This window comes from Microbacterium sp. 69-10, assembly GCF_001897945.1.
GTDB lineage: Bacteria > Actinomycetota > Actinomycetes > Actinomycetales > Microbacteriaceae > Microbacterium.
On sequence record NZ_MKRT01000021.1, the window covers coordinates 403 to 23,208 of the forward strand.

The window sequence follows — 22,806 nt, forward strand, 5'->3', positions numbered from 1 at the left end:
TTCTTCGCGGCGGCGGCGAAGGCGGCCATCGGCGCAGCATCCGCCCCCGGCGGCACACCGGCGAGGACGACGTGGCGGCCCGGCTGCAGGCGGCGGGGCTGCCGGTGCGTGGGCGCGTGCTCAGCGCGCTGATCGCGGAGGGAGCGGATGCTGCGGCCACCGGCGCGCTGATCGCCGAGATCAGCGCAGGCGTCGACGTGGCGAGCGGTGCGATCGCGTCGACTGCCGGTCGCGATCTCGACGTCCGCGCGCTGGGCGCGGTGCACGGTGGCGACGGCGTCGTGCTGGTCTCGGCTTCCGCCTCCCTGGCGGCCGCGCTGCTGCGCCGGGCATCCGAGGCATCCGGCGTCGGGCTCGCCGTGGGACCGGACGTCGCGACGGTCGCCGAGCTGCTGGCATCCGTGCGCCCGACCCGCCTGCTCGCGGCTCGGCTGCGCGCAGGGGAGGTGCGCCGGGTCGGCGACCGTCCGCTGACCCGGCTGGTCACCGAGCTCGGCGGCGACCACCGCCTGCAGGAGCACAGCGAGCGCATGCTGGCCCCGCTGATCCGCTTCGACGAGCAGCACGACGGCGACCTGGTGCGGGTGCTGCGCGCGGTCGTCTCGCATCCCGGCAACCGCACGGCCGCCGCTTCCGCCTACGGCAAGGACCTGTCGCAGTACGGCTTCGACGACTACACGCGCATCAAGCACGTGATGACGGCGCTGGACTGACGCGGCCCACGAGAGCAGGCTGGATCAGAAGTGCCCCTCCGAGCCGCGTTTGCGGGGCGTTTTTGATCCAACCCGACGTGGGGAGGTGCGATTCTGATCCGCGCCGATCGGCGACGGGGCGTGCTCGGCGCCGGATGCTCAGGCCAGGCGCTTCACGTGCCGGAGCTCGTTGAGCACGAGGCCGGGACGCTCGTCGACCTTGCTCGCACCGTCGGCGTGCCAGCCATGGCGCTCGTAGAAACCGGATGCCCGGTCGTTGCCCGCCAGCACCCACAGGTACGCGGTCTCATGACCGGCCTCCCGCAGCGCCTCCTCGACGGCGGAGATCAGCAGGTGCCCGACGCCGGTGGACCAGGCGTCGGGGTGGGCGTAGATGCCCCACAGCTCGCCCGTCCCGACCGCTGAGCCGGCACCCTCGGCATCCGCATCCCTGGCGTCGCCGAAGCTCGCCCACCCCACGACCCGGGAACCGTCGAGCACCACGAGCGTCTGCGACCCGCGCCCGGTCTCGCCCAGAATGCGCGCCCAGTTCGCGGCCCGCTCGGAGACGGATAAGCCGTCGAGGACCTCCTGCGGCATCAGCCCGCGATAGGCCTCCTGCCAGGAGCGCACGTGCACCTCGGCGATGCCGTCGGCATCCGCCACGGCCGCGGGGCGCAGCTCGAGGACCATCGGAGCTCAGCCCGCGTTGCGCCGGGCCTCCCAGCCCGAGCGCACCATCTCGTCGACCGTGTGCCGCATCGTCCAGTCCAGGTCGCGGGCAGCGAGGTCGCCGGCGGCGACGATGCGGTCGGGGTCACCGGGGCGGCGCGGCCCGATCGCGGGGACGAAGTCGATGCCGGTGACGCGCACCATGGCATCCATGATCTGCTTCACGCTCAGCCCGTCGCCGGAGCCGAGGTTGTAAGCGGGCTCGATCGACTCGCCGGAGGCGAGGCGCTGCGCGGCCACCACGTGTGCGGCGGCGATGTCGCCGACGTGCACGTAGTCGCGCACGTTGGTGCCGTCGGGCGTGTTGTAGTCGTCGCCGTTGATCTGCGGGGTGCGGCCCTCGAGCAGCGCCTCGAACACGATCGGGAAAAGGTTGTGCGGGCTGACGTCGTAGACCGTCGGGTCGGCGGAGCCGACCACGTTGAAGTAGCGCAGCGAGGTGTGCCGCAGGGGCTTCTCGGATGCTGCCGTCGCCACGCCCTGGTCGCGCAGCAGCCACTCGCCGATGAGCTTCGACTCGCCGTACGGGCTGGCCGGCCGCTTGGCGGTGTCCTCGGTGACGAGCTCGACGTCAGGGGTGCCGAAGACGGCGGCGCTGGAGGAGAACACGATGTTCGCGACGCCCGCGGCCTCCATGGCCTCGAGGACCACCCTGGTGCCCTCGACGTTCTGCGCGTACGTGTGCAGCGGGCGCTGCACGGAGACCCCGGCGTACTTGAACCCGGCGACGTGGATCACGCCCTCCGCGCCGTGCTCGCGAAGGGTGCGCTCGACGAGCTCGCGGTCGAGGATGCTGCCCTCGACGAGGGTCACGCCCTCGGGGACGAACGACGGACGCCCGCTGGACAGGTCGTCCAGCACGACCGGGGTGAGACCCGCGGATGCCAGTGCGCGCACCACGTGCGCTCCGATGTAGCCGGCACCGCCGGTGACAAGCCAGGACATGGGTCTCCTTCCGTCGCGCAGACGCGCGGGTTCCATTGTGTCAGGCGCGGTGCGCCGGGCGGGGTCAGGCGTCGCGGCGCGGCCCCTCGGAGGGCGAGACCGTGAAGATGTGCGGCGCGGTGAAGCCGGCATCCGCGAAGGCCTGCTCGACGGCATCCGACACCCGCGGCAGATCGGCGTGCGCGACCAGCGCGATCGCCGCGCCACCGAAGCCGCCGCCGGTCATCCGCGCACCGATCGCCCCGTTCTCGAGCGCGGCGTCCACCGCCGTGTCGAGCTCGGCGACCGAGATCTCGAAGTCATCGCGCATGGACGCGTGCGAGGCGACCAGGAGGTCGCCGATCGCCCGCGGACCCTGCTCGGTGAGGGCGGCGACCGTGGCGAGCACGCGCTGGTTCTCGGTGACGATGTGCCGCACCCGGCGGAACGTGACGTCGTCCATGATCTCGGCGGCGCGCGGCAGATCGGAGACGCTCGCGTCGCGCAGGGAGCGGATGCCGAGCAGCTGCGCGCCCCGCTCGCATGACTCCCGGCGCTCCCGGTAACCGCCGGTGGAGTGCGCGTGGGTGACCTGCGTGTCGATCACGAGCACCTCGAGACCGGCGTCACGGAAGCCGGTCGGGACGGACTTCGCCTCCAGGCTGCGGCAGTCGATGAAGGTCGCGGCATCCGGCCGGCCGAGCATGGACGACATCTGGTCCATGATCCCGGTCGGCGCGCCGACGGCCTCGTTCTCGGCCTTCCGGCCGACCTGCGCGAGGGTGACCGGATCCAGGCCCAGCTCCCAGAGGTCGTTCAGGGCGGATGCCACGGCTCCCTCGATCGCGGCCGAGGAGGACAGGCCCGCGCCGATCGGCACGTCGGAGGCGATCGCGATGTCGACTCCGGTGAGGGGTGCATCGGGGCGCAGCGCCCGCAGCGCCCAGGCGACGCCGAGCACGTATGCCGACCATTCCGGCACTCCCGGAGCCTCGCCGGGCGCGGTGGGGAAGATCCCGTCGAGCTCGTCCAGGTGCGCGACGACCTGGCTGTCGGCGAACGTCGACTCGACCCGGATGTCGCCCGTGCCGTTGAACGCGACCGCGGCGTACGTGCGGTGCTGAATGGCGAACGGCAGCACGAAGCCCTCGTTGTAGTCGGTGTGCTCGCCGATCAGGTTCACGCGGCCGGGCGCGGACCAGACGCCCTCGGGCTCGCGCCCGAAGGACGTGGTGAACAGGTCGCGGGCGGCGGTGAGTGCGGTCATGAGATTTCTCCAGTGGTGCTCGTGGCAGAACTTCGCAGTTCTGCAGAGCTTCGGATGCCAGGGCCGGAAACCCCTCCGAGATCGTGCAGATCTCCGCCGTTCTGCAGCGCGGGTCAGAGGGCCGGGACGGTCGTGATCGCGTCGCGGAGGCGGGCGGCGGCGTCCTCGGGGAGGATCTCCGCCGTCCACGCCGCCATCGCGGCCTCGGAGCCGGCGAGGAACTTCAGCTTGTCGGCCGCGCGGCGCGGGCTGGTCAGCTCCAGGCGCATCCGCACCGTGTCGCGGCCGGCGTGCACGGGTGCCTGGTGCCAGGCGGCGATGTACGGCGTCGGCGTCTCGTAGAGGGCATCCACCCCGCGCAGCAGGCGCAGGTAGAGCGGCGCGAGCTCCTCGCGCTCGGCATCCGACAGCGCGGCGAAGTCGGGCACGTGGCGGTGCGGCATGAGCTGCACCTCGAGGGGCCAGCGCGCCGCGAACGGCACGAACGCCGTCCAGTGCTCGCCCTGCAGCACGACCCGCTCCGAGGAGCGCTCGGAGTCCAGCACGCGCGTCATCAGATCGGGTGCGGTGCGGTGGATGCTGTCGAGCAGACGCTGCGTGCGCGGGGTCACGTACGGGTAGGCGTAGATCTGGCCGTGCGGATGCGGCAGCGTGACGCCGATGGCCTCGCCGCGGTTCTCGAACGGGAAGACCTGCTCGATGCCGGGCAGTGCCGAGAGGGCGGCGGTGCGATCGGCCCAGGCCTCGATCACGGTGCGCGCGCGGGTGACGGACTGCGTGCCGAAGGAGCCCTCGGTGTCGGGGCTGAAGCAGACGACCTCGCACCGGCCGACGCTGGTGCGGGTGCGCCCGATGCCGAGTTCGGCGAGGTCGTCGAGCCCATGGGTCGGGTTGACCGCCGCAGGCACGCCGCCGGTCGCCGCGTTGAGCGCGGGGCCGAAGGAGGGGGAGCGGTTCTCGAACACCGCCACGTCGTACAGCGACGGCACCTCGGAGGGGTTCGTGGGCGTCTGCGGGGCAAGCGGGTCGGCGTCGGCGCTCGGCATCATCACCCGGTTCTGCCGCTTGGTCGCGAAGGTGATCCAGTCGCCGGTGAGGATGTCCTGGCGCATCGTGGCGGTCTCGGGCCGCTCGTCGAGCGTGCGGGCGTCGACCGCTCGGGCAGGGCCGAGGGAGGTGCCCGGATCGTCGAAGTAGAACAGCTCGCGCCCGTCGGCCAGCCGGGTGGCGCGCTTGACGACACCCGCGCCCAGCTCGGTGATCCGCAACTCCGGAGATTCTTCGATGTTCACGTCAACACGGTATCGCGAAGGCCGTGGTAACGTCAACAATCCGGAGTTGTGAAAGCCGGATCCGGGAGAGGGAGAGCGGATGCCGCAGCAGCGTGTGTCCATGGCGATGGTCGCCCAGCGGGCCGGCGTGTCCGGGCAGACCGTCTCCCGCGTCGCCAACGACAGCCCCAAGGTCGATCCCGACACCCGCGCGCGCGTCGAGCAGGCGATGGCCGACCTCGGCTACCGCCCGAACCGCGCCGCACGCGCCCTGCGCACCGGACGCACGCACACCCTCGGCCTGGTCGCGCAGACGCTCGCCACGGTCGGAAACTCGCGGATGCTGCAGGCCGTGGCCGAGTCCGCGGCATCCCACGGCTACGCGGTGACCGTCGTGACGCTCGGTGCCGGCGGCGACATCGACGAGGCCTTCGACCGTCTGCGCGATCAGGGCGTGGACGGCGCGATCGTGCTCAACGAGGCCACCACGCTGGCCCGCGACGCAGCATCCGCCGGCCTCCGCCTGGTGGTGGTCGACTCCGCGCCCGACGAGCGCTTCACGGTGATCGGCACCGACCACGCCGCGGGCGCCCGCGCGGCGACCGAGCACCTGCTCGCCGCAGGCCACGCCACCGTGCACCATCTCGCCGGTCCCGAGGCCTCCTTCGCGGCGGCCGAGCGCGAGCGCGGCTGGCGGCAGGCGCTCGCCGCCGCCGGCATCGCGGCGCCCGGGATCGTGCGCGGCGACTGGACCGCGGCATCCGGCCACGCACAGGCAGCGCATCTGTCCGAGGCCACCGCGATCTTCGCCGCCAACGATCAGATGGCGCTCGGCGCGCTGCGCGCGCTCGCCGACGCCGGACGCCGCGTGCCAGACGACGTCGCGGTGATCGGCTTCGACGACATCGCGGATGCCGCGGAGTTCCAGCCCCCGCTGACCACGGTGCGGCAGGACTTCGACGCGCTGGGCGAGCAGGCCGTGCAGGTGCTGATCGCCGACATCGAGGGCGGCCGCGCGGCGACCTCGCTCCTGGCGCCCGCGCTCGTCGTGCGCGCGAGCGCCTGAGGCGCGGGTCAGAACTCGAGCAGCACCTTCGTGGCGCGGCGCTCGTCCATGGCGCGGTAGCCCTCGGCGGCCTCGTCGAGGGGGAGCGTGAGATCGAACACGACGCCCGGAGCGATGGCATCCGACATGATCGCCTCGACCAGGTCGGGCAGCCAGCGTCGCACAGGCGCCGGTCCGCCGTGCAGGTGGACGCCCGAGTAGAACAGCTCGCGGCCGTCGATCGTCACGTCGTGCGAGACGCCCACGAAGCCCACATGCCCGCCGGCACGGGTGGCGCGCAGCGCCTGCTGCATGGACTCCTGCGTTCCGACGGCTTCGATCGTGGAGTGCGCGCCGTAGCCGCCGGTGAGCTCCTTGATGCGCTCCACCCCGGCATCTCCGCGCTCCTCGACGATGTCGGTCGCGCCGAACCTGCGCGCGAGCTGCTGCCGGTCGGCGTGCCGGGACATCGCGATGATCCGCTCCGCGCCCAGCTGCCGGGCGGCGAGGATGCCGCACAGCCCGACCGCGCCGTCGCCCACCACGGCGACGGTCTTTCCCGGCCCCGCCTCGGCGGCGACCGCCGCGAACCAGCCGGTGCCGAGCACATCGGATGCCGCGAGCAGGCTGCGCCGGCGCCCGGGGGTCAGGTCGCCGGTCACCTTCACCAGCGTGCCGTCGGCCCAGGGGACGCGCGCGTACTCGGCCTGCGTGCCCACCGAGCCCATCCCCACCACGTGGATGCATCGGGACTGGTAGCCGGCCCGGCAGATCTCACAGGTGCCGTCGGATGCCATGAACGAGCCGACCACGAAGTCGCCGACCGCGAGGTCGCGCACCTCCGCGCCGACCTGCTCGACCGTGCCGATGTACTCGTGGCCCATCCGGATGGGGCGCTTGATCGGCTGGATGCCGCGGTAGGGCCAGAGATCCGATCCGCAGATGCAGGTCGCGTCGAGTCGGATGATCGCATCCGTCGGCTCGACGAGGGAGGGCAGAGGGACCTCTTCGACCCGGACGTCGCCGGGCCCGTGCATGATGACTGCGCGCATGCTTCCACTATGCGCCTGGCAAGCGCTTCCCCGCCCGTGCAGGACACGTTTCGTTAAACGATCATAAACGTTCATGGTGGAACGTAAACCTTCTTGAGGCGATCAAAACGGATTGCTAATCTCCTGAAACAGTCACCCTTTCCGGGTGCGGATCGCTGTTCGAAGGAGACCCTGTGACCCCCACGCCGACGACTCCTCATCGCAGCCCGCTGCGGAGCGGATCGAGGGAGGCACTGGTCGCCTTCGCCGATCGGATGCTGAGCGGCGCGGCGGCATGGGCGTCTCCCGGCTTCGCGCGCATCACGCCTCCCGGTGCTCCCGGCGGCTACGGCACGGCCGTGGACGGCCTGGAGGGGTTCGCCCGCACCTTCCTGCTGGCCGGCTTCCGCATCGCGGGCGCGCGCGGCGAGGGCGTGGACCGGCTGATCCACGACTACAGCCGCGGGATCGCGGCCGGCGTCGACCCGGCGTCCGAAGAGCGCTGGGTGCGGCTCGACGAGCATCCCCAGGCCAAGGTCGAGGCCGCCTCGATCGCGCTCATCCTCGACATGACCCGGCCCTGGATCTGGGACCGGCTCGACGCCACGACCCAGCAGCGCGTGATCGAGTACTTCTCGCCCGTCGTGGGCGACACCACCTACCCGCAGAACAACTGGGTGTGGTTCCGCATCGTGGTGCAGACCTTCCTGCGCTCGGTTGGCGGGCCCTGGTCGGCGTCCGACATCGCCGCCGACCTCGCCAGGCATGACTCCTTCGCCCGCGGCGACGGCTGGTTCTCCGACGGCGACGACCGCAACTACGACCACTACGTCGGCTGGGCGCTGCACCTGTACCCGGTGCTCTGGTCGCGCATGCAGGGCGCCGACGAGATCGCGCCCGAGCGCTTCGCCGGCGACGTCGAGGCGCTGGACGGCTACCTGCAGGATGCCGTGCACCTGGTCGGCGCCGACGGCGGCCCGCTGATCGAGGGGCGCAGCCTGATCTACCGGTTCGCCGCCGCCGCCCCGTTCTGGGTCGGCGCGTTCGCGCAGGTCCCGTCCACCGACCTCGGCACCCTGCGCCGCACCGCGATGGGCGTCATCGCGCACTTCGACGAGCACGGCGCTCCGGACGATGACGACCTGCTCACGATGGGCTGGCACGGCGAGTGGCGGCGCCTCGCGCAGAGCTACTCCGGCCCCGGGTCGCCCTACTGGGCGTCGAAGGGGATGCTGGGCATCGCGCTTCCCGCCGACCACCCGGTCTGGGCGGCCCCGGAACCCGCGCCGTTCCCCGACGACCTGCGCGTGGTGGCGCCCGCCGGCTGGATCGTGTCCGGCACAGCATCCGACGGCATCGTCCGCGTGATCAACCACGGCACCGACCACGCCCAGCCGGGGGCGGTCGCCGGCGACTCCCCGCTGTATGCGCGACTGGGCTACTCCACCGCCGTGTCCCCGCTGCTGAACGGCGATGCATGGGCCGAGCCGCTGGAGCAGTCGGTCGTGCTCATCGACGCGGCCGGCCGGGCCACGCATCGGACCGGACTGACCCTGCTCGGCATCGAGAGCGACGGCGAGATCGCCGTGGCCTCGTCGTCGGCGCACGTGCACTGGATCGACCCGGCCGCCGTCCAGACGCGGCACGGCGCCGGCATCGGCGGCGAGGTCGCGTTCGCCGGGCGGATCACGACCTGCTCGATCGTGCGGGGCGTGTGGGAGGTGCGGCTGATACGCATCGACGCCCTCGAGAGCGACGGCGCCCGGCTGCGGATCGGCGGCTGGGCCCTGGCCGGAGAGCAGGGCGAGGTCGTCGCCGAGGCATCCGAGGATGCCGCATCCGCCCGCCTCGGCGACCTGACCAGCGCTCTCGTGGCGCTCACCCCCAGACTCGAGCCCGGCATCGAGCGGCGGCGGGATGCCAGCCCTCTCGGCCCCGACGCCGTCGTGCCCGTCCTCACGACCGCGCCGGAGACGGGTCGCTGGATCGCCGCGGCGGTGCGGCTGAGCGCCGACTCAGCGGACGGCGCGGCATCCGCACCCGCCCTCGCCCTCGAAGCCGGCATGGCGACCGTCGTCTGGCCGGACGGCCGGCGCACCACCAGCCGACTCCCCTCGAACGAAGACTGAGACACCCGAATCGCGGCCAGGCCGCAATCACGAAGGAGCACGAACAGCATGCGGTTCCCGGGACGGGATGTGCTGTTCCTGGCGTACATCGGCACGATCGCCGTGCCGTGGCAGTCGTACATGATCCCGCAGTTCATCCTGCTGTCCAACCTCAAGGTGTCCAACACGCTCTGGGCGATCATCCTGCTCCAGGCGTTCGGCGCCTTCGGCGTGTTCCTGATGAAGCAGTACTACGAGACCATCCCGGAGGAGCTCAGCGAGGCCGCGCGGCTGGACGGCCTGAGCGAGTACGGCATCTGGCGGCGCATCATGATCCCGCTGTCGGTGCCCGCGATCGCGAGCCTGACGCTGCTGACCTTCGTGAACACGTGGAACGACTACCTGGGACCGCTGATCCACCTGCGCAACCCCGACCTGTGGACGATCCAGCTGGGTCTGAAGAGCTTCGTCTCCAACCTGTTCGACACGAACTACGCCCTGCTCTTCGCGGGCCTGTGCATCTCGGTCGTGCCGATCGCGATCATCTTCATGCTCGGGCAGAAGTACTTCGTCGAGGGCATCGCGACCAGCGGCATGAAGGGCTGAGCCGTGAAGCGCGTCGCGCACGACACCTGGGCGTCGATCCTGGGCGTGCTGTACCTGGGATTGATGGTGAACCTGCTCGTGCTGGTGGCAGCCTCCCCGCTGGTGGTGCTGCTGATCACCACCGACCCGATGCGCTCTTGGCCGCTGCTGGCCGCCGCGGCGGTGCCCGCCGTGCCCGCCCTGACCGCCGCGTTCGGGGCGTACCGGGCGCACGACGAGGGCGAGACGCAGGTGGTGCGGGCGTATCTGCGCTCCTGGCGCGCGACCTGGCGGAAGGCGATGCTGCTGGGTGCGCTGGCTGTCGGACTCGCCGTGGTGCTGCTGGTCGATGTGCGGATGCTGGCGGATTCGGCCGCTTCGGTGGTGATCGTGCCCGTGCTGCTGCTCCTGGCGGTGCTGACGGCCTCGACCGCCCTGCTGGGCGCTGCGGCGCTCTCCGAGGTGCCGGCGGCCCGGCTGCGGGACGTGCTGCGCTCGAGTCTGTATCTGGGTGTGCGGCGCTGGTACTTCCAGCTGCTGACGTTCGCGGTGCTCGGCGTGCAGATCGCGGTGTTCACCACCATGCCGGCGATCGCGATCGGCCTGACCGCGGCGCCGGCGCTCTACGTCGCCTGGGCGAACGCGCGCTACGTGCTGCGGCCCGTGCTCGGCGAGGTGCCCGCCCGGGACGAAGCCGCCGCGTGAGCGCCGCTCCGCCTCCGGGCGCCGCGCCTCAGGCGCTGCGCGCCAGCGAGACCGCGTCCATCGGGTGCAGCAGCGGGGAGCCTGCGGCGTACGCCTCGAGCTCGTCCAGGGCGGAGTCCGTCAGCCGTCGCGTCTCGGTGCCGAGCGATCCGGCGAGGTGCGGGGTGAGCACCACGTTCGGCAGATCCAACAGCGGCGAGTCCAGCGGCAGGGGCTCCGGGGCGGTGACGTCGAGGACGGCGTCCAGCCGGCCCGTGCGGCACTCCGCGATCAGCGCGTCGTGGTCGAGCAGCGCGCCTCGTGCGGTGTTGATGACCGTGGCGCCGTCGGGCAGCGCGGCGAGCTCGCGCACCGAGATCATGTGGTGCGTCGAGGGCAGCGCCGGGGCGTGCAGCGAGAGCACGCTCACACGGGGGAGCATCTCCTCCAGCGCCACGAGCTCGGCGCCGGTGGCTGCCACTTCGGCCGCGTCGGCGAACGGGTCGGCGACGAGCACCTTCAGGCCGGCGAACGGGCGCAGCAGCTCGGCGACGCGCCGCCCGATGCGCGAGAACCCGACCAGTCCCACGGTGCGGTCGAGGTTGCCGATCGAGAAGTCGCGCAGGTTCCCGCCCCAGTCCGCCGCTGCCAGCGCGGGCGTGCGCACGTGCGGGAAGACCCGCTTGCCCGCGAGCAGGATCGTCGCGAGCGTGAACTCGGCGACGGGCACGGCGTTGGCGTCGGCTGCGGTCGTGATGCGGATGCCGCGCTCCCAGAAGTCCTCGGAGACGTGCTGGCGGATGCTGCCGGCGGCATGGAACACGGCGCGCAGGCGCGGCATCCGGTCCAGCAGCGGTGCCTCGAAGCGCGGGGCGCCCCACGACGTGATCAGCACCTCGGCCTCGGCCAGCAGCTCGTCCAGCCCGGGGGCCGTGAGGTCGGCGATGTGCATCGGCGTGCGCACGTCGGCGAGCTCCGCGAAGCGGCGGCGGCGGGCCTCGTCGAACAGCAGTTCGTATGCCTCGGCCGACATGACCGCGTGTGCCCGGGGGCGGGAAGAGGGCATGTATTTCTCCAACGAGGTTCGCGTGCCAGACCGCTTGCGTGACGCGGCTTACCCAGTGAAGACTGAACACCCAATCAAACGCAACCGATTCGAAGCTGAAAACACTCACTCGAACATAAAGATTCACCGGGGAGAGGATGCGAGATGCTGATCCAGCGAGGAGCGCTGCGCGCGATCTGGAGCGAGCACGGGGATCCTGAGCGCGGGCTGCCGGTGCCCACGGCATCCGACCGGGCGTTCTGGGACGGGCTCGACCCCCGCACGAAGGAGACGATCCTCGTCGAGGCCGATCGCCTGCGCGAGACCGCCTGGCCGCAGCCGCTGCTCTCGGACTGGGCGGCCTATGCGCGCACGGGCGACCGCTCGGCGTACGAGAGCGCCCTCTTCCTGCGCAACCGGCGCACGCGCGTCGCCGTGCTCGCCGCGGCCCTCGACCCGACCGAGCAGCGGTTGCGCGAGGCCGCGGACGGCCTGTGGCTCAAGGTCGAGCAGAGCACCTGGTGCTGGCCCGCACACGACGACGCGTTCTCGCGAGGCCTGCGGGTGCCCGACCCCGAGCACCCTTTCGTCGACCTCGGCGCGGGGGAGGACGTCGCGCTCGTCGCCTGGGCGGCGCTGCTGCTCGGCCGGCAGCTGGACGAGCACGCACCCGGCCTCCGCGACCGGCTGGGCGCCGAGGCCCGCAAGCGGGTGCTGGAGCCCTTCCTCGCCCGCGAATGGCACTGGGAGGGCACCGAGGACCACGTGCACAACTGGGCGCCGTGGATCCACTCCAACCTCATCCCGGCCGCCCTCGCCTTCGCCGAGCCTCCGCTGCGCGACCGGGTGGTCGAGCGCTGCGTCGACGGACTCGACCGCTATCTCGCGCAACTGCCCGCGGACGGCGCAATCGACGAGGGATTCGCCTACTGGTGGCAGGGCGGCGGGCGCTCGTTCGACGCCCTGAGCCTGCTCGATGCGCTGAGCGGCGGCAGCATCGCGACCGCCGCGCGCGAGGGCGAGCTGAGCGGGCTCGCCGAGCTCGCCCGCTTCCCGCAGCGGGTGCAGGTGGGCCCGGGCTGGTTCGCGAGCTTCGCGGATGCCGAGGCGAGAGCCGACGCCGGCACTCCCTGGCATGTGCTCCTCCGTGCGGCGATGCTATGCGGCCTCGCCGATGTCGCTGCCTTCGCGCGGGCGGAGCGGGGCGAGCAGCCGCTGTGCGGGCTCGACGAGGGCGTCCACGCCGGACTCGGCCGGATGCTGGCGGAACTGGCCGATGTGCGCTCCGGTACGCTCGACGCCGCCGTGACGCCGGACGCGGCGCAGCATCCGGCATCCGGCCCGGTGCGGCCCGACGTCTTCCTGGCGTCGATCGGCCTCGGCATCCGGGAGCGCGGCGGGCTCACCGTCGTCGCCAAGGGCGGCCACAACGGCGAGAACCACAACCACAACGACCTCGGCTCGATCGCGGTGGCCGTCGACGGGGTGCCGCTGCTGCCCGATCTCGGTCGTGCCGAGTACCGCGCCGAGACGTTCTCGGAGCGCCGCTACGAGCTGTGGAACATGCGCAGTGACTGGCACTCCGCGCCGATGCCGCGCGGAGAGGTGCAGCTTCCCGGTGCGCAGTGGCGTGCCGCGATGGACCCCGTCGACGGTGGCTGGACGCTCGATCTGAGCGCGGCGCACCCCGCGGGGGAGCGCTGGATCCGCACCGTGCGGGTCACGGAAGCCGGCCTCAGCGTGCGCGACGAGGGCGACGCCCTCGGCGACCCCTCCACCCGGATCGTCGTCGTGTGCACGGGCGTGCCGGAGCGGGACGGCGACGGGATCGTCGTGCCCGGCCGGGACGGCTCGCGCGGACTCCGGCTGACCTTCGATCCGGCCGAGGTGGACGTCGAGACCGTGGACATCGATGACAGGCACCTGCGCAGGTCGTGGGGCGAGCGGGTCACGCGGATGCTGTTCCGGCCGGCATCCGGTGGGAGTTGGGAACTGAGGGGAGAGGCGCGATGACCGATTCGGAGATGCCGCCGGTGTTCGGGATCGCCCGGCGCGAGCGGATCATGGACCAGCTGCGCACGGCCGGAGCCGTGCGCGTGGCGGACCTGGCGCGCGAGTTCGCGGTGTCCGAGCTGACCATCCGGCGTGACATCGGCGAACTCGCCGATCGCGGGCTGGTCACCCGGGTGCACGGCGGGGCCACCCTGCGCAGCCGGCTCGACACGACCGTCGCGCCCCGGGCATCCGCCGGCGGCCCGCGCTACCGGGTGGGCATGGTGGTGCCCTCGCTGAGCTACTACTGGCCGCAGGTCGTCATCGGCGCACGGGCCGCGGCGACCGAGCTCGGCGTGCAGCTGGTGCTGCGCGGCGCCAGTTACGAGCCGGAGGATCAGCGGCGGCAGATCAGCTCGCTGGTCGAGTCCGGCGGATTCCACGGCCTGATCGTGGCGCCCGAGAACCAGGGCCCCGACGGGCACGCCCTGCTGAGCTGGCTGGAGCAGCTGCCGGTGCCGGTCGTGCTCGTCGAGCGCCGCGCCCCGGCATCCCTCGCCCTCACGCGGCTGGAATGGGTGACCACCGACCACGTGTTCGGCGGCCACCTCGCCGCGTCGCACCTGGCGTCGCTCGGGCACCGCCGCGTCGGCATCCTCACCTCGGCCCAGTCGCCGACCTCGTGGCAGCTGCGCCGCGGCTGGGCGCAGGCTGTCGAGGAGCTCGGACTGCAGGAGACCATCGATCTGAACGCATCCCTGGACTACATGGAGGGCCCGGAGCGGGCCGTGTTCGTGGAGGCGCTGCTCGACCGCGTGCGCGAGACCGGCACGTCGGCGATGCTCATCCACTCAGACCCGCAGGCGCTGCTGGTGCAGCAGAACGCCCTCGACCGGGGCTGGGAGCTGCCCGACGACCTGTCGATCATCGCCTACGACGACGAGGTCGCCGAGAGCGGAGCGCCTCCGATCACGGCGCTGCGCCCTCCCAAGCAGCACGTCGGACGGCGTGCCGTCGAGGTCATGCTCGCGCGGCTGACCGAGGGATCGGCGCGCCCCGTCGAGCGGGTGCAGGTGGTGCCGACGCTGTACGCGCGGGAGTCGACCGTCGCCGTGTGATCGCCGGTCAGCTCGGAGCGACGACGGTCATCCCCTGAGCGCGGGCGGCCTCGGCCCGTCGTTCGTCGTAAGTGAGGAAGCCATCCAGATCGTCGCCCAGTTCGAGGGCGGAGGCCAGGTGCAGTGCATCGAGTGAGCGCATGCCGGCGGGCTCCAGCCGCCCCGCGGTCTCAAAGGTCGCGGAGGTCGCTTTCAGCAGCGTGATCGCGTCGAGCACCGACCGCACGACGACGGCGCGGTCGGGAGCTGTCCTCCTGGCTGCGCGCATGAGCTCGGTGCGCACCAGGTCGGATGCCACGAGCACGGGCTCCTCGCTCGCGATCCAAGCGCGCAGAGCGGCTGTCTCCCTCTCGGCGACGACGAGCTTCGCCAGCGCGGACGTGTCGGCGTAGACGGCCATGCTCAATATCGCTCCTGCTCGCGCAGCACCTGGAGGTCTTGGGAGATCGACGGGCCGGGAAGGGGAGCATCCAGCGTCGTGATGCTGCGCCGAGGTGGCCTGGCGAGTCCTGCGGCGAGCAGCTGTTCCAGCCCCGAACTGCCGATCGGGGTTATCCGAGCCACCGCGCGACCGCGATCGGTGACCGTGATCGTCTCGCCGGCGGCCGCCTCGGCGACCACCGCTGAGGCGTTCTGCTTGAGTGCGCGGATGCCGATGGTGCTCATGTTCTTCATTGTAGAACATTGATCCGGCGGGCGGGCCGGAATAGTTGACTCGAGGCAATGGTTGAGAAAGATCAACCAATGATGTATCGTTGACGAAGATCAACCATTCTCTGCAGGAGAGCCTTCTTTTGAACTCCACCACACACCCCTCCACCGAAGCCACGCGCTCGGCCCGCGAGGTCTTCACCGCGATCTCCGGCCTCATCGTCGGCATGTTCGTCGCCGTGCTGTCCGGCACGGTGGTGTCGACCTCCCTTCCCGTCATCGTCGCCGACCTCGGCGGCACCCAGGCCCAGTACACGTGGGTCATCACCGCGAGCCTGCTGGCGACCGCCGTCACCACCCCGATCTGGGGCAAGCTGGCCGACCTCGTCGACCGCAAGATCCTCGTGCAGCTGTCGCTCGTTCTGTTCACCGCCGGAACGGTCGCCGCCGGCTTCTCGCACGACATCAACATGCTCATCGCCATGCGCGTGCTGCAGGGCCTCGGCGTCGGCGGCCTGATGTCGCTGGTCATGATCGCCGTCGCGCTGATCATCTCGCCGCGCGAGCGCGGCAAGTACATGGGCGTCGTCGGCGGCATCATGGCTCTCGCCACGATCGGCGGCCCGCTGCTGGGCGGCTTCATCACCGACGTGTTCGGCTGGCGCGCCAACTTCTTCGTCGGCGTGCCCTTCGCGATCGTCGCGCTGATCCTGCTGCAGATCACCCTGCACCTGCCCAAGCCGCAGACCGCGAAGGTCTCCATCGACTACTTCGGCATCGTGCTCCTGGCGGTCGGCGTCTCGGCGCTGCTGATCTGGGTGTCGATGGGCGGCGACCAGTTCGAGTGGGACTCGGTCACCAGCTACGTGCTCGCCATCGGCTCCGGCGTGGTGCTGCTCGCGTTCGTGCTGGTCGAGGTGTTCGTCAAGGAGCCCCTCATCCCGATGTCGCTGTTCCGCAACCGCACCTTCACGCTCTCGGTCATCGCCTCGATCGCCATCGGCGTCTCGATGTTCGCGACCTCGGTGTTCCTGGCGCAGTACTTCCAGCTCGCCCGTGGCGCCACACCGACCGAGTCGGGTCTGATGACGATCCCCATGATCGTCGGCCAGATGGGTGCGTCGATCGTGATCGGTCAGCTGGTCAGCCGCTTCGGCAAGTGGAAGAGCTGGATGCTGCTGGGCTCGGTGCTCGCGCTCGCCGGCGTCAGCCTGATGGCTACGCTGCGCTACGACACCCCGTTCATCCTCGTCGCGGTTTACATGTTCGTGCTCGGCGCCGGCCTCGGCATGGTGATGCAGAACCTCACGCTGATCGTGCAGAACGACACTCCGCCGCAGCAGCTCGGTGCGGCGTCGTCCGGCGTGAACTTCTTCCGCACGATCGCCGGCACCATCGGCGTGACGATCATGGGCTCGATCCTGGCCACCAACGTCAAGGACTACATCGTCGACGGCTTCAAGGGCTTCAAGCCCAGCTCGCCGTCCGACCTCCAGGCGCTGAAGGCGCTGGACTCGGGCAACGTCCCGAAGATGTCCGACCTGCCGGAGTCGATCCGCAGCATCGTCGAGTCGGCGTACGGCCACGGCATCGCGGATGCCTTCATCATCGCCATCCCGCTGGCCGTGATCGGCGTCATCGCCATCGCGTTCATCCGCAACAAGCCGCTCTCGACGAAGAACTCCGCCGAGCAGCTGCGCGCCAACGCCGAGGAGTCGGCGATCGAGGTCGCCGAGGCAGAGGTGGGTGCCGCCACCGGCAGCATCCGCGTCATCGATGCGGACGGCGCGGAGGCCGGCTCCGGCCGCGTCCTGGTGCTGGAGCGCGACGACGACGGTGCGGATGACGAGGACCAGGTGCGCTGAGATGGCTTCGCAGACCGCCGACGACACGCTCGCGGACTTCCAGGCTCATATGAACCTGATCTTCGCGCGTGCGAAGGCGCTGTGGAAGGAGTCGGCCTCCCGGATGCACCCCGACCTGCAGCCCTCCGGCTACAAACTGCTGGCGTACATCGCCCGCAACGGGGACACGAGCGCGCACCGGCTCGCCGACCTGTTCGAGATGGACAAGTCGGTCGTGAGCCGGCAGATCCGGATGCTCGAGGAGTTCGGCCTGCTGCAGTCGCGTCCGGACGAGCGCGACGGGCGCCTCCGGGTGCTGACGGCCACGCCCGAGGCCTCGGCGGTGCTGGCTCAGCTGCGGGCCGAGAACGCCGAGCGGATGCGCTCGGTGCTCGCCGAGCTGACGCCGGAAGAGGTGCAGGCCGCCTCCAAGGTGTTCCGGCTGCTCGCCGAGGTCTGATCCGCGGCATCCGCTCCACCGTGCTGAAGCCCGCCTCCCGATCCGGGAGGCGGGCTTCGCCGTAAGCTGGCGGGGATGAGTGAGCACGCGTCCGAACCCACGCTCGACGGGGCGGAGCTGGACGCTGCCGTCGAGCGCGTGGAGCGGGAGCTCGGCCGGCTGTTCGCGCGCATCCGGATCGGCTGGCGCGAGGCGGCGGCCACCGTGCATCCCGACCTGCAGCCGCTGGGCTACCAGGTGCTGGTGGGCATCGTGAGCGGCGAGGCGACCACGGCCGGGCAGATCATCGAGCGCGTGCAGGCGGACAAGTCGGCGGTCAGCAGGCAGGTGCGTCATCTCACCGAACTCGGTCTGGTCGACAGCGTCCGCGACCCGGACGACCGCCGCGCGCGCAGCCTGGCGCCCACGGAGCTGGCGAGGGAGCGCGTGGCCGCGGCCCGGGCGGCCTACGAGCAGCGGATCGGCGCTCGCCTGCGGGCCTGGTCGGCCGGCGACCTCAATCACTTCGCCGAGCTGCTGGACGCGCTCGGGCGCTGACGCGCGCAAGCGGGCCTTGCGCTCCACGGAACAACCTGCTTTGATATGGGAAAGCGCTTACCGAGTCATCCGGCGGCGCGATCGACTTCCCGAACAGAACGGAAACACCAATGGCGAACGTGCGCGAGATCGGCATCATCATGAACGGCGTCTCCGGACGCATGGGCTACCGGCAGCACCTGGTGCGCTCGATCCTCGCGATCCGCGACCAGGGCGGCATCGAGCTCTCCGACGGGTCGAAGGTGACCGTCAAGCCGATCCTCGTCGGCCGCAGCGAGGAGAAGCTCGCCGAGCTCGCCGCCAAGCACGGCATCGCCGACTACACCACCGACCTCGACGCCGCCCTCGCCGACCCGCAGTGGGAGATCTACGCCGACTTCCTGGTGACCAAGGCGCGCGCCACCGCCATCCGCAAGGCCATCGCCGCGGGCAAGGCGATCTACACCGAGAAGCCCACCGCCGAGTCGCTGGAGGAGGCGATCGAGCTCGCGCAGCTTGCGAAGACCGCCGGCGTGAAGACCGGCGTCGTGCACGACAAGCTGTACCTCCCCGGCCTGCAGAAGCTCAAGCGCCTGATCGACTCCGGCTTCTTCGGTCGCATCCTCTCCGTGCGCGGCGAGTTCGGCTACTGGGTGTTCGAGGGCGACTGGCAGCCCGCGCAGCGCCCCAGCTGGAACTACCGCACCGAGGACGGCGGCGGCATCATCACCGACATGTTCCCGCATTGGAACTACGTGCTCGAGAACCTGTTCGGCGAGGTCAAGAGCGTCTACGCGCAGGCCGCCGTGCACATCGCCGACCGCTGGGACGAGAAGGGCGAGCACTACGACGCCACCGCCGAGGACGCCGCGTACGGCATCTTCGAGCTGGAGGGCGGCATCATCGCCGAGATCAACTCCTCGTGGACCGTGCGCGTGAACCGCGACGAGCTGGTCGAGTTCCAGGTCGACGGCACGCACGGCTCGGCCGTGGTGGGCCTGTTCGGCTGCAAGATCCAGCCGCGCAACGCCACCCCGAAGCCCGTGTGGAACCCCGACCTCGAGGACACCCACGACTACGACGCCGACTGGCAGACCGTCCCCACCAATGACGTCTTCCTGAACGGCTTCCGCCAGCAGTGGGAGGAGTACCTGGAGTCGTACGTGCTCGGCACCGACTACGGCTTCGACCTGCTGGCCGGCGCCCGCGGCGTGCAGTTCGCCGAGGCCGGCCTCGCCTCCAGCGCCGAGGGCCGCAAGCTCGCGATCGAGCGGCTGTCCCTGTGACCGCGCTGCGCCTGCTGTCGGCTTCCGGGGCACTGACGGATGCCGAGCTGAACTCGTCCGGTGGCTATGCGCGGCCCACCGCGCCGCTGCGCTCGCGCGTCGCCTATGCCGCCGCGCACGTCGTGCCGGTCGTCTGGGGTGACAACACCCCGGGTCAGCCCGCCGACATCGACTGGGACTCGACGCTCGCGTTCCGCCGGAACGTCTACTCGTGGGGTCTGGGTGTCGCGGATGCCATGGACACCGCGCAGCGCAACATGGGCCTCGACGCGGCAGCGACGCGCGAGCTCATCTCCCGCAGCGCCCAGGTTGCGCGCGAGGAGGGCGGCTCCGTCGTGGTCGGCGTCAACACCGACCACGTGGAGGAGGCGCACATCTCCCTCGACCAGGTGATCGACGCGTACAAGTCGCAGCTGCACTTCACCGAGGAGCAGGGTGCGGGGCCGGTGCTGATGGCATCCCGCCACCTCGCCCGGGTGGCGGCCGGCGCCGACGACTACCGCCGGGTGTACCGCGAGGTGCTGTCCTCGGCCACCACTCCCGTCGTACTGCACTGGCTCGGCACCGCGTTTGATCCCGAGCTGTCCGGGTACTTCGGTGCCGATGACTGGCAGACGGCATCCGGTGTGCTGCTGGACATCATCGCCGAGAACCCGGGCAAGGTCGCGGGCGTGAAGATGAGCCTGCTCAACGCCGAGAGCGAGATCTCGGTGCGCGAGCGCCTTCCCGAGGGCGTGCGGATGTTCACCGGCGACGACTTCAACTACGTCTCGCTGATCGGCGACTGCGGCACCGGAGCGCGGCCGTACTCCGACGCGCTGCTCGGCGCCTTCGCGGCGATCACGCCCGTCGCCTCGGCCGCCATCCAGGCGCTCGATGCAGGCGACCCCGCGGCGTACCAGCGCATCCTCGGACCGACCGAGGAGCTCAGCCGTCAGGTGTTCGCCGCGCCCACGTTCTACTACAAGACCGGCGTCGCGTTCCTGGCCTGGCTGAACGGCCACCAGCCCGCGTTCCAGATGGTCGGCGGGCTGCACTCCGCGCGCAGCCTGCCGCACCTGTCGCGGATCGTCGAGCTGGCCAACGCCTCGCTCGCCCTCGAGGACCCGGAGCTCGCGCGCGAGCGCTGGCACGGGATGCTGCGCCTGAACGGAGTCAGCCTGTGAGCGCCGCGGATCCCCGCCTGTCGATCAACCAGGCGACCATCAAGTACGCCGATCTCGCGACCGCGCTGAAGGCGACCGCCGACGCCGGCGTGCAGTCCATCGGCCTGTGGCGCGAGCCGGTCAACGAGGTCGGTCTCGACACGGCGGCTCGGATGCTGGCCGATTCCGGTCTGCGCTTCTCCAGCCACTGCCGTGGCGGGTTCTTCACGCTTCCCGAGGGCCCCGAGCGCGTCGCTGCCCTGGACGAGAACCGCCGTGCCATCGAGGAGACCGCGACACTCGCGGCGGCCGGAGCGCCCGGCTCCGCGGCCGTGCTCGTGCTCGTCGCCGGTGGCCTGCCGGAAGGGTCACGCGACCTCATCGGCGCACGGGAGCGCGTGCGCGACGCGCTCGGTGCGCTGGTGCCTTTCGCACAGGAGCACGGCGTGACCCTGGCCGTGGAGCCGCTGCATCCGATGTACGCCTCCGACCGTGCCGTGCTCTCCACGCTCGGTCAGGCGCTGGACATCGCCTCCGACTTCGACCCGGCCGTCGTCGGCGCCGTCGTCGACACCTTCCACATCTGGTGGGACCCGCAGGTGCTCGAGCAGATCGCCCGCGCCGGGCGCGAGGGCCGCATCGCCAGCTATCAGGTGTGTGACTGGAAGACGCCGCTCGCCGAGGACGTGCTGCTCTCGCGGCACTATCCGGGCGACGGCGTGATCGACTTCGCCTCGCTGACGCGGGCCGTGGCGGACGCCGGCTACACCGGCGACGTCGAGGTGGAGCTGTTCAACGCCGAGATCTGGGCGGATGCCCCGGACGCCGTCGTCGCCCGCACGGTGGCGTCGTTCGCGGACGCCGTCAGCCCGCATCTGGGCTGACCCGCCGTTCGTCTCGTCGCTCCGCTCCTCGCCCTGGAGCCGGTTCCCGAGCGAGCGCAGCGTGACGAGGGACGACTGGGCGAAGATGAAGGGATGACCATGCGACCAGGGCTCTGCTCGGTGACGTTCCGGCAGCTCGCGCCGGAGGAGATCGTTGCGCTCGCCGCGGAGGCGCAGCTCGAGGTGATCGAGTGGGGCGGCGATGTGCACGTGCCGCCCGGCGACGTCGAACGCGCAGCGCAGGTCGCCCGGGCGACGACGGACGGCGGTCTCGCGGTCTGCTCGTACGGCTCGTACTTCCGTGCCGGCGCCGACGAGGCGCTCACCCCGATCCTCGACAGCGCCGAGGCGCTCGGCGCTGATCGCGTGCGGATCTGGGCGGGGCACGTGGACTCCGCGGATGCTTCTCCCGCGCAGTACGCGCAGATCGTCGCGCGGCTGAGGGATGCTGCGGCCGAGGCGTCCGAGCGGCGGGTCGGCCTCGCGCTGGAGTATCACCGCGGCACGATCGCCGACAACCCGGATGCCGTGCTGCGCCTGCTCGCCGACGTGCCGGCCCTGTCCACGTACTGGCAGCCCTCGGTCGACGCCCCGGACGCGACGGCCCTCGCCGAGTTCGACGCGATCGCCGCGCACACGAGCGCCGTGCACGTCTTCTCGTGGTGGCCGTTCAACGAGCGCCTGCGCCTGCACGAGCGGCAGGGGATGTGGCAGTCGCTGTGCGCTGCGGCATCCGCTCTGCCGGTCCCGCCTCGCGACGCCCTGCTCGAGTTCGTGCCCGGTGACGATCCGGCGCTGCTCGCGCCCGAGGCCGAGACCCTGCGGGGCTGGCTGGCCCGCGCCTGACAGGCGCGCCATCGCCCCACCGGGGCGTCGGCGGACGGCTGCGTGAACGAATCCGGCAAGCGTTTGCCAAAAAGTCTGGTGCTGCGCCGATCTCCCATCGGTAAGAAGTTTTACGAACAGCCGGTCGGACTGGTCGTGAACCGCTTCGAACGTGCAGGAGACGACGATGTCCTATGCCCACCTCTCCCTCCGCCGCAGGGCGCTGACCGCGCTGACGGCGGCCGTGCTCGTCATCCCCTGGGGCTCGTGATGCAGTCCGGAGTGGCGCACGCGGTGACCACCAACGGGGAGTCGGAAGCCGCTGCGGTGTTGATCTCGCAGGGTCGGCCGACGGCGACGTCGTCGACGGAGGGGGCGGGCTTCGAGGGTGCGAAGGCGGTCGACGCGGATGTGACGACGTCGCGCTGTGCGGCGGCCAACGGCAACATCCCGAAGGTCGGCTTCGTCCGGGTGAACCCGCAGCTCACGAAGGATGCCGCGGGCACCTGGCGGATCGGGGCGTCCAGCCCCGCCGTCGACGCCGCCACCCAGACGAACCACGCGAACTGGGTGACCGACGACATCGACGGACGCGCCCGCACCGGGGCGTACGACGTGGGAGCGCACGAGGTCACCACCGCACCGGCGACCCGTGCACCGCTCACCACGGCCCACGTGGGGCCGAAGGCCCCGTGACGGGC

General features: G+C 71.2%; 22 protein-coding genes and 1 pseudogene. 15 read left to right on the forward strand and 8 right to left on the reverse strand.

Going from position 1 to position 22,806, the window contains the following annotated elements; all coding sequences use genetic code 11:
- Positions 1-713: pseudogene (locus BGN97_RS08475) on the forward strand (hypothetical protein); the annotation flags it as partial.
- Between the two features lie 138 nt (positions 714-851).
- Here BGN97_RS08475 and BGN97_RS08480 read toward each other — a convergent pair.
- From BGN97_RS08480 to galT, 4 genes are all read right to left on the reverse strand, one after another.
- Positions 852-1,385 carry a GNAT family N-acetyltransferase gene (locus tag BGN97_RS08480; protein WP_292700038.1) on the reverse strand — a complete coding sequence of 178 codons (534 nt, stop codon included), beginning with the start codon at positions 1,383-1,385 and terminating at the stop codon, positions 852-854.
- 6 nt (positions 1,386-1,391) lie between these two features.
- Positions 1,392-2,369 carry a UDP-glucose 4-epimerase GalE gene (gene galE / locus BGN97_RS08485; protein ID WP_292700041.1) on the reverse strand — a complete coding sequence of 326 codons (978 nt, stop codon included), beginning with the start codon at positions 2,367-2,369 and terminating at the stop codon, positions 1,392-1,394.
- Positions 2,370-2,433: 64 nt separating this feature from the next.
- On the reverse strand, positions 2,434-3,615 hold the full coding sequence (gene galK / locus BGN97_RS08490; RefSeq protein ID WP_292700044.1) for a galactokinase: 1,182 nt from the start codon (positions 3,613-3,615) through the stop codon (positions 2,434-2,436).
- Between the two features lie 113 nt (positions 3,616-3,728).
- A complete protein-coding gene (galT, locus tag BGN97_RS08495; protein ID WP_292700048.1) occupies positions 3,729-4,907 on the reverse strand; it encodes a galactose-1-phosphate uridylyltransferase in 1,179 nt (392 codons plus the stop codon).
- Between the two features lie 79 nt (positions 4,908-4,986).
- On the opposite strand from galT, the gene BGN97_RS08500 reads away from it, so the two are divergent.
- On the forward strand, positions 4,987-5,952 hold the full coding sequence (locus BGN97_RS08500) for a LacI family DNA-binding transcriptional regulator (protein ID WP_292700051.1): 966 nt from the start codon (positions 4,987-4,989) through the stop codon (positions 5,950-5,952).
- Between the two features lie 8 nt (positions 5,953-5,960).
- On the opposite strand, the gene BGN97_RS08505 is transcribed toward BGN97_RS08500, so the two are convergent.
- Positions 5,961-6,983, reverse strand: coding sequence for a zinc-dependent alcohol dehydrogenase family protein (locus BGN97_RS08505; RefSeq protein WP_292700054.1), 1,023 nt, complete (start codon positions 6,981-6,983; stop codon positions 5,961-5,963).
- A gap of 173 nt (positions 6,984-7,156) precedes the next feature.
- Here BGN97_RS08505 and BGN97_RS08510 point away from each other — a divergent pair, with 173 nt between their 5' ends.
- Genes BGN97_RS08510 through BGN97_RS08520 form a run of 3 tightly spaced genes read left to right on the forward strand, consistent with a single transcriptional unit; the run spans position 7,157 to position 10,360 of the window.
- The gene (locus BGN97_RS08510) at positions 7,157-9,091 is read left to right on the forward strand and encodes a DUF2264 domain-containing protein (protein WP_292700058.1); all 1,935 of its coding nucleotides are present in this window, start codon (positions 7,157-7,159) and stop codon (positions 9,089-9,091) included.
- A gap of 48 nt (positions 9,092-9,139) precedes the next feature.
- Complete coding sequence (locus BGN97_RS08515; RefSeq protein WP_363331421.1) at positions 9,140-9,676, forward strand: carbohydrate ABC transporter permease; 537 nt, start codon at positions 9,140-9,142, stop codon at positions 9,674-9,676.
- Positions 9,677-9,679: 3 nt separating this feature from the next.
- Positions 9,680-10,360: a YesL family protein gene (locus BGN97_RS08520; RefSeq protein WP_292700061.1), complete on the forward strand. Its 681-nt coding sequence runs from the start codon at positions 9,680-9,682 to the stop codon at positions 10,358-10,360.
- Between the two features lie 28 nt (positions 10,361-10,388).
- Here the strand turns inward: BGN97_RS08520 and BGN97_RS08525 are convergent, their stop codons facing one another.
- Positions 10,389-11,405 (reverse strand): hydroxyacid dehydrogenase, encoded by a 1,017-nt coding sequence (locus BGN97_RS08525; protein WP_292700064.1) that lies wholly within the window; start codon positions 11,403-11,405, stop codon positions 10,389-10,391.
- 144 nt (positions 11,406-11,549) lie between these two features.
- On the opposite strand from BGN97_RS08525, the gene BGN97_RS08530 reads away from it, so the two are divergent.
- Both BGN97_RS08530 and BGN97_RS08535 read left to right on the forward strand, forming a co-directional pair.
- Positions 11,550-13,397 carry a heparinase II/III family protein gene (locus BGN97_RS08530; protein WP_292700067.1) on the forward strand — a complete coding sequence of 616 codons (1,848 nt, stop codon included), beginning with the start codon at positions 11,550-11,552 and terminating at the stop codon, positions 13,395-13,397.
- Positions 13,394-14,494 (forward strand): substrate-binding domain-containing protein, encoded by a 1,101-nt coding sequence (locus BGN97_RS08535; RefSeq protein ID WP_292700071.1) that lies wholly within the window; start codon positions 13,394-13,396, stop codon positions 14,492-14,494. The genes BGN97_RS08530 and BGN97_RS08535 overlap by 4 nt, the downstream gene beginning before the upstream one ends.
- Before the next feature lie 7 nt (positions 14,495-14,501).
- Here BGN97_RS08535 and BGN97_RS08540 read toward each other — a convergent pair whose 3' ends face one another.
- Both BGN97_RS08540 and BGN97_RS08545 read right to left on the reverse strand, forming a co-directional pair.
- Positions 14,502-14,894: a type II toxin-antitoxin system VapC family toxin gene (locus BGN97_RS08540; RefSeq protein ID WP_292700074.1), complete on the reverse strand. Its 393-nt coding sequence runs from the start codon at positions 14,892-14,894 to the stop codon at positions 14,502-14,504.
- 2 nt (positions 14,895-14,896) lie between these two features.
- Positions 14,897-15,160, reverse strand: coding sequence for a type II toxin-antitoxin system prevent-host-death family antitoxin (locus tag BGN97_RS08545; RefSeq protein ID WP_292700077.1), 264 nt, complete (start codon positions 15,158-15,160; stop codon positions 14,897-14,899).
- 89 nt (positions 15,161-15,249) lie between these two features.
- Here BGN97_RS08545 and BGN97_RS08550 point away from each other — a divergent pair, with 89 nt between their 5' ends.
- From BGN97_RS08550 to BGN97_RS08585, 8 genes are all read left to right on the forward strand, one after another.
- Positions 15,250-17,010 carry an MDR family MFS transporter gene (locus tag BGN97_RS08550; RefSeq protein ID WP_363331422.1) on the forward strand — a complete coding sequence of 587 codons (1,761 nt, stop codon included), beginning with the start codon at positions 15,250-15,252 and terminating at the stop codon, positions 17,008-17,010.
- Between the two features lies 1 nt (position 17,011).
- Entirely contained in the window at positions 17,012-17,449 is a 438-nt protein-coding gene (locus BGN97_RS08555) for a MarR family transcriptional regulator (protein ID WP_292700079.1), read from the forward strand.
- A 75-nt stretch (positions 17,450-17,524) separates the two neighbouring features.
- Entirely contained in the window at positions 17,525-17,986 is a 462-nt protein-coding gene (locus tag BGN97_RS08560; protein WP_292700082.1) for a MarR family transcriptional regulator, read from the forward strand.
- Positions 17,987-18,096: 110 nt separating this feature from the next.
- Positions 18,097-19,251, forward strand: a complete 1,155-nt coding sequence (locus tag BGN97_RS08565; protein WP_292700085.1) for a Gfo/Idh/MocA family oxidoreductase — start codon at positions 18,097-18,099, stop codon at positions 19,249-19,251.
- Complete coding sequence (locus BGN97_RS08570; protein ID WP_292700086.1) at positions 19,248-20,417, forward strand: dihydrodipicolinate synthase family protein; 1,170 nt, start codon at positions 19,248-19,250, stop codon at positions 20,415-20,417. Before BGN97_RS08565 ends, BGN97_RS08570 begins: the two co-directional genes overlap by 4 nt.
- Complete coding sequence (locus BGN97_RS08575; protein WP_292700088.1) at positions 20,414-21,280, forward strand: sugar phosphate isomerase/epimerase family protein; 867 nt, start codon at positions 20,414-20,416, stop codon at positions 21,278-21,280. The genes BGN97_RS08570 and BGN97_RS08575 overlap by 4 nt, the downstream gene beginning before the upstream one ends.
- Before the next feature lie 93 nt (positions 21,281-21,373).
- Entirely contained in the window at positions 21,374-22,126 is a 753-nt protein-coding gene (locus BGN97_RS08580; RefSeq protein ID WP_292700090.1) for a TIM barrel protein, read from the forward strand.
- Between the two features lie 246 nt (positions 22,127-22,372).
- A complete protein-coding gene (locus BGN97_RS08585) occupies positions 22,373-22,801 on the forward strand; it encodes a choice-of-anchor Q domain-containing protein (protein ID WP_292700092.1) in 429 nt (142 codons plus the stop codon).
- Positions 22,802-22,806: the final 5 nt, after the last annotated feature.